This is a genomic window from Terriglobia bacterium, assembly GCA_020072645.1.
Lineage (GTDB): Bacteria > Acidobacteriota > Terriglobia > Terriglobales > Acidobacteriaceae > Angelobacter.
Map to the genome: position 1 here is coordinate 46,894 of JAIQGK010000025.1, position 6,284 is coordinate 53,177.

At 54.2% G+C, this 6,284-nt stretch carries 6 protein-coding genes and 2 rRNA genes; 2 read left to right on the forward strand and 6 right to left on the reverse strand.

Going from position 1 to position 6,284, the window contains the following annotated elements:
• Window positions 1–49: 49 nt before the first annotated feature.
• The 4 genes from LAO76_25985 to LAO76_26000 form a co-directional block, all read right to left on the reverse strand.
• Window positions 50–412 (reverse strand): hypothetical protein, encoded by a 363-nt coding sequence (locus tag LAO76_25985; protein MBZ5494391.1) that lies wholly within the window; start codon window positions 410–412, stop codon window positions 50–52.
• A 78-nt stretch (window positions 413–490) separates the two neighbouring features.
• Window positions 491–1,300 carry an SDR family oxidoreductase gene (locus tag LAO76_25990; protein MBZ5494392.1) on the reverse strand — a complete coding sequence of 270 codons (810 nt, stop codon included), beginning with the start codon at window positions 1,298–1,300 and terminating at the stop codon, window positions 491–493.
• A 147-nt stretch (window positions 1,301–1,447) separates the two neighbouring features.
• Window positions 1,448–1,609: a hypothetical protein gene (locus LAO76_25995; protein ID MBZ5494393.1), complete on the reverse strand. Its 162-nt coding sequence runs from the start codon at window positions 1,607–1,609 to the stop codon at window positions 1,448–1,450.
• Between the two features lie 307 nt (window positions 1,610–1,916).
• A complete protein-coding gene (locus tag LAO76_26000; GenBank protein MBZ5494394.1) occupies window positions 1,917–2,330 on the reverse strand; it encodes a YdeI/OmpD-associated family protein in 414 nt (137 codons plus the stop codon).
• A gap of 277 nt (window positions 2,331–2,607) precedes the next feature.
• Between LAO76_26000 and LAO76_26005 the strand changes: the two genes are divergently transcribed.
• Window positions 2,608–3,675, forward strand: coding sequence for a hypothetical protein (locus LAO76_26005; protein ID MBZ5494395.1), 1,068 nt, complete (start codon window positions 2,608–2,610; stop codon window positions 3,673–3,675).
• Between the two features lie 389 nt (window positions 3,676–4,064).
• On the forward strand, window positions 4,065–5,093 hold the full coding sequence (locus LAO76_26010) for a sel1 repeat family protein (protein ID MBZ5494396.1): 1,029 nt from the start codon (window positions 4,065–4,067) through the stop codon (window positions 5,091–5,093).
• Window positions 5,094–5,191: 98 nt separating this feature from the next.
• On the opposite strand, the gene rrf is transcribed toward LAO76_26010, so the two are convergent.
• Window positions 5,192–5,308, reverse strand: a 5S ribosomal RNA gene (gene rrf, locus LAO76_26015).
• 437 nt (window positions 5,309–5,745) lie between these two features.
• Window positions 5,746–6,284: ribosomal RNA gene (locus LAO76_26020) — 23S ribosomal RNA — on the reverse strand; the annotation flags it as partial.

Sequence of the window (6,284 nt, forward strand, 5' to 3'; positions counted from 1 at the left end):
AAGAGAGGTCGAATTAGACAAGCAGCGGAATCCTTCATAGAGCAAAATTTTAAGCGATCCTGCGCCGTACAATCGTCCGTCGTTTGGTTTTAGGGCGAGACTTTTCCGAGACAACTGTATCGACTACCGCACCGGGCACAAGGCGTTTGATGCGACGCTTGGTTGAAGTGGAGGATCCACCAAGGGTGTCAGGGCTATCGCCGAACAAGGCGGTCATATAGGTGGCACGGCATTCATCGGAACAGAAATGAACAGCCAATGATTCAACAGCGCGAGGGCGGTCCCAGGAACTAGCAATCGAGATTTCACGGCGGGCGGAAGTCACACCGATATTTTCGGCGGCAAAGCCAAGAATCCAGGTCTCTCCGTCCCCTTTTAAACGCCCGCAACTCTCACACTGAAAACGAATCATGGTGCACCCCTTAAGCTTTTTAGATGGCTGGAGAGCACCGTGGTTTGCACTAGAAACAGCAGCAGCTTTGGAAAAACATCATTTCAGCTTTGCCTGATTGCGCTGTCCGGTGCGCATCATGGAGCCGGCGAACATATTGGCGAGCCCGGGAAAGCTGCCAGCAGCCTTGGCCAGCAGACCTCGCCCGCGAGGCAGAGCCATTTCTGCGGGACGTTTCACCAGAGCTTGATCGACGATGGCATGCACGACCTGATCGGTCGTAAGCAAGGGCCCGACGAAGATCAACGCCGCTTGCGTCTTGTGCCGGTACGGCTCAACCAACGGCGTGTCCGCGCCGGAGGGGCAGATAACGGTCATTGAAATTTTATATTGCTTGAGTTCGTGAGCAATCGTGAGCGAGTAGCCGCGCAGAGCAAACTTTGAAGCGCTATAGATGGACATGCCGGGTACCGGCGTAATGCCAGCCATGGAAGCCAGGTTGATGATGTGGCCACGGCCGTTTTGATCGGCTTGGTTGCGCATCGCGCGAAAAGCGGCCTGGGTGCCGTGGATTGCGCCTTTGGTGTTGACGTCGAAGGTGAGATCGATATCAGCCGGCTTGATATCGGCAATGAAATCCGGCCGCAGGACTCCGGCAACGTTCATCACCGTGTCGATTCTGGGCCAGAGCTGGACGGCAACCTGCATGGTTTGTTCCCACTGCGCGGGATCGCGGACGTCGAGTTGGCGAGTGCTGAGTTGAGCGGGCGCTGTGGCGAAGGCGCGGAGCTGTTCCATGGGGGCAGGGTTGATGTCGCAGGCGAGGACGGAGTCGCCACGGGAAAGCAGCGTGCGCGCAAGAGCAAAGCCGAAGCCGCTGGCGGCGCCAGTGATGAGGTGATGTTTCATGCGGAGAATGATAGTCGCGGGTAGGGCACTCAGCAATCAGCACTCAGCATGCAGCCATTGATTCACCGCAAAGGGCGCGAAGAACGCAAAGGAAAAGCACTAGCCAAAATCCTGGTTGCCTTGCCAAGACGGCGTGCTGCAGGCCAATTAGTGGACACCCGAGCAGCCATCACACAGCAGCGCGAAGAGAATGGCGAGCACGGCTGAGAGCAGTACTGTCCATCCGATGCTGCGGGTCCAGGTGCGGAGCATGGGGACAAGGCTTCTCTGGATTTGGTTCAGATTGGTTGCTGAGTCGGTGTGCGTCATGGCGTTTTCGCCCTCCTACCCGTGAGTAAAGCAGGCAGGGCGCCAATGGCTAAGTGGCTGATTTAGCGAATAGTTAATGGATCGACGCTGGTGGCGTAATGTGGGTGGGCGAAGACACTGTGGCTGGAGGCACACGCCGAACAAAATCTTTACCGCGGATTTGCGCGGATGCTCGCGGATTACGGATTTTCACTGACAGGGTAAGAAAACACTTTTACCGCAGAGGGCGCGAAGGACACAGAGGAAGAATGCAAAAAACTTACCGCGGATTGCGCGGAAGGTCGCAGATTACGGAGACGTAGCGGTGCTACGTCTCTACGTCCGGGTTCGTGGCGTTTCCTGCGCGTCTGTCGGCGTATTGGGCGGCATCCAGGATGGTCCGCTCGATGTAAAGGGCGCGCGTTTCAGGATAGCGGCCGCGGAAGATGAAGATCAGGTATTGGCGGCGGAGCGATTGCGGCATGAGTTCCCATCCCTGGCGGGCCTGGGCGTTGCGGCGGAATGCAGCTTTCATCAGCGGCGGCGGGTCGAGCTCGGCTTCCATGGCTTCCATCAGATATTCAGCGGCGAGCTGCGCGCGGCGCAGGCGCGTCTCTTCTTTTTTAACTTCGCGGACCTCACGGTCGATCTGGTGGCGCGAGGATTCGGGGAGGGAATCGAAGAATTTCTGAAGGCGTTTGGACTGGCGGAGTTCGCGGGCGAGAACGGGGTGGATGGGCATCGGGAACTAACGTTAACACTGATGGCACTGATTATAGGAATTTTTACGACAGTTACTTTCGCTGAGAGTTCTTTATAAAGCTCTGGCTCTAATCGAGCGCGATAGGTGTTATTTATTCCTGAAATGGAAACTGTCTCAACCATCTCTAGCTGAGTAGCTTCTGGTTAGCTCAATAAGAACTATAGTTGTGTCCTGGTCAGATATCCTTTGACAACCTGCTATTACCGATGGGCATCTTTTGCAGCATCCCCTGGAGAAAGCGTGAAAGATACCCTCCATGAAACGTTATTTATTCCTTGCAGCAACAATTATCCTGTCGGTTGGCACTTCGTCAGCATCCGTCTGGAACTATCCTCAGGACGGCGCCACAGTCGGGAATCCTACACTTTTTGATTGTACAGCCCCAGTCACGCCTAACTATATGAAGCTATGGATCAATGGAAGCAGCACGTCGATTTGGACTGTGCACAATACTAATCATCTGGTCTTTGTTCATTTCCTGCCAAACGGCACCTACACAATGGATTGCCAGTATAACGACGGCACCACGCATGACAACTTTATTACCATCACGGTCACCAACAATCTTTATGACACGGGCCAAGTCGACGATGACCCCTTTAATAACACTAATCCCAACTGGGAGGAAACACCGGGGTGCAGTTCGCCTTGCACGCAGGCCAACGGCAACAGTGTTCTGGATACGAACAAGTCAACGGACGGACAGTCACGCGAGTTTCTTGCCACACTGGCTTCAGGAGGTGGTAGTTTCCAGGACGATTTCTTCTATGAAAAACGCTGCGGAGGAACGGCGGTAATTGGAAAGGCCGCCGGCCATTACATGGTCAACGTCAACGTGGAGCAAGGCAACCAGCCGCGAGCTTTTGAGTTCGGTTTTACGCAGTGGTTTGGCGGACACAACTATCGCATGGCCTTCCAGGCGGATTTCGCTGACGGTTTCTGGCGAGTTTACGATCCCACAGGCAATGCCTGGCACGCTACCAATATTACGACTGCCCAAGCCCCCCTCCCCACGACCGAGTTCAAGAGACTCTACCTTGTGGGCCACCCATTTACTGACAGTAGCGGCAATGCCCGCACTGCGGTTGACATGATCCAGGTAGGCGAGTGTACGACGACTCCATGCGCAGATACTGACCCGGACCCGATTCATGCGGTTGCGATTACCTCGGTCTCAGGCGAACCGAGCAACAGCGTCGGCACCGTTGCAGGGGACTGCTTTGGCACGGAGGGCAATTCACAGTCGCTGCAACTCGATCTTGATTCCACCCGTACAGCAGGCGAGATCTGGACCGACAAGTACCTGATACACCTACTGCCGTAGTTTGGCTGACAGTGCAGAGGATTGGACGACAGCGTTTGGTTTGCCACAAGACAAGTGGTGAACAAAACGCTGTCGCTGAGCTGTTGGCGCGTGGACTTGGAAAAGAATGGAAAAGGCCTACCACTGATAGCACGGATTTTCACTGATACAGTTACTCGTCCAAGCAGTCGCTGGTTTTGTCCGCAGCCGAGGGCGGCTGCGATCCACGAATTTCTTGAGCCCCCCTGAATCGGCATTTAAGAACCTGGCATCTTCGGGATCCTTCGACTCGTTTTCAGTCCCCTTTGAAAAGCCCAGGGGCCTTCATGCTCGCTCAGGAAGACAGGGGTGAAGTTTTTGGCATTCGATAAGTTCATCGTTGAGGTACGGGCGCACAGGCAGGAGTGCCTGTGCCACAAGATCCTTCAGCGCAGCCGAGGGCGGTTGCGGTCCAGATCCCTTCCACAAGCAGGTATTCAACATCGATTGTTGTCATCAACAGCATCCAGTACAATTCGCGCGTGCGTGAGCTAAACATTCTGGAAAAGATTCGTCAGGCGGCCAAGGACGGCGATCCATTTGCACAATTTGAGCTCGGGCTCGCTTTCGATTGGGGCAACGGGGTCGAACAGGATTTTCGGAAGGCAGCCGAGTTCTACGCCAAAGCTGCCGAACAAGGCCATCAAGCCGCGGAACAAAATCTTCTATTGCAGCATGTTTTCGGTCAAGCCAAAATCTATCCGCCAACCGCTGTTTTCGCGAAGTTGAAGAGCCTAGCCAAGGCCGGAGAGCGCGATGCACAAAATAATTTGGGACTCTGTTTTCAGCACGGCTATGGAACGCCGCAGGACTACACCCAGGCTATGGTTTGGTTTCGTCGCGCTGCAGCGAGTGGACTTGCCACGGCGCAATTTAATATCGGGGGTTTGTATTTCGAGGGGAAGGGCGTAGAAAAGGATTTGGGCAACGCAATTGAGTGGTACACCAGAGCAGCGGAACAACGGGAGGAATTGGCGTTACTGCAGCTAGGTCGGCTCTATCAAAAGGGGATGGGAGTCGATCTGAATTTGCAACGGGCCTTTCTGCTTTATCTTATCGCGTACAAGCAGGGCTCAAGTCGGGCTGCAAACCACCTGGGCTTCATGTTCAAGAAGGGTCTAGGTGTAGACCAAGATGACTCATTGGCGTTCCAGCTTTACTTGGAATCAGTCAATTCCCCGGACAGTGGCATGACGCTTGTGAACGGCGACTCTTATCACAGCACTGCCTGCTTTTGGCTGGGCTACATGACAGAAAAAGGTGAGGGAACCAAGCGCGACGCGCGAGCTGCGCTCCGGTGGTATAAGCGCGGCGCGGATCTTCGTGAGTCCAGTTGCATTGCTGCGGTTGCTCGATTAAGGCCTGCGCGAAAACGGCGCTTGAAGAAGTTCATTCATTGACTTTGGAGTAATCAGAAAATTCAGGCCGTCCGGGGTTTATCACCAGACTTAAAAAACACAAAAGGCCACGCTCATTTCTGAACGTGGCCTTTGATTTAATGCGGCGACGACCTACTCTCCCACACACTTTCGCGTACAGTACAATCGGCCCTGCGGGGCTTAACTTCCGTGTTCGGGATGGGAACGGGTGGAACCCCCGCGGTAAGATCACCGCAAATTTAGCGCGCCTTTGGCGCGGCTGCTAGCTGCTGGCTTCTAGCTTAGTAGCTAGAGGCTAGGAGCTAGCCGCAGATATTGTCATTGCGCGGCGCGAGTCAGGTTCTACGTCGTGTTAGTCCGCGCAAAGGGTCATTTCACGTAAGGAAAGACCAAAGATCGGGAGCAACTGGCAGCTAGCACCTGGCAAATAGCCGAAAGCGTATCGCTTTGGCTAAGTGCTAATTGCTTATCTGCTAATTGCCAGATTTCAAAGATCGTGAGGGCGATGCCTCACAACTGAATAGATTGATTTGGTCGAACTAACTACATTGGCGCTTGCCATTGCCAGGAGCATTCTGCCGGGCCGGAAATGAATCCGGTCTGGCTGGTTGCTAAAGGCTAATTGCCAAGGGCTGGCGCTTCTTGCGAGGCGCGTATGCCCTGAGTAAATTTTATGGTCAAGCCGAACGGGCGATTAGTACACGTAAGCTGAAGCCATTGCTGACCTTACACTCCGTGCCTATCAAACAGATGGTCTTTCTGTGCCCTTCATTACCCTTGAGGGTTGGGAGATCTAATCTTGAGGAGTACTTCACGCTTATATGCATTCAGCGTTTATTACAACCGAACTTCGCTACCCAGCCGTGCCATTGACATGACAGCTGGAACACAAGAGGTTCGTCCATCCCGGTCCTCTCGTACTAAGGACAGGCCCTCTCAAATCTCCTACGCCCACACCAGATAGGGACCGAACTGTCTCGCGACGTTCTGAACCCAGTTCACGTACCGCTTTAATAGGCGAACAGCCTAACCCTTGGAACCTTCTACAGCTCCAGGATGCGATGAACCGACATCGAGGTGCCAAACCGGAGCGTCGATATGAACTCTTGGCTCCGATCAGCCTGTTATCCCCGGCGTACCTTTTATCCGTTGAGCGATGGCCCTTCCATGCAGAACCACCGGATCACTAAAGCCTACTTTCGTACCTGCTCG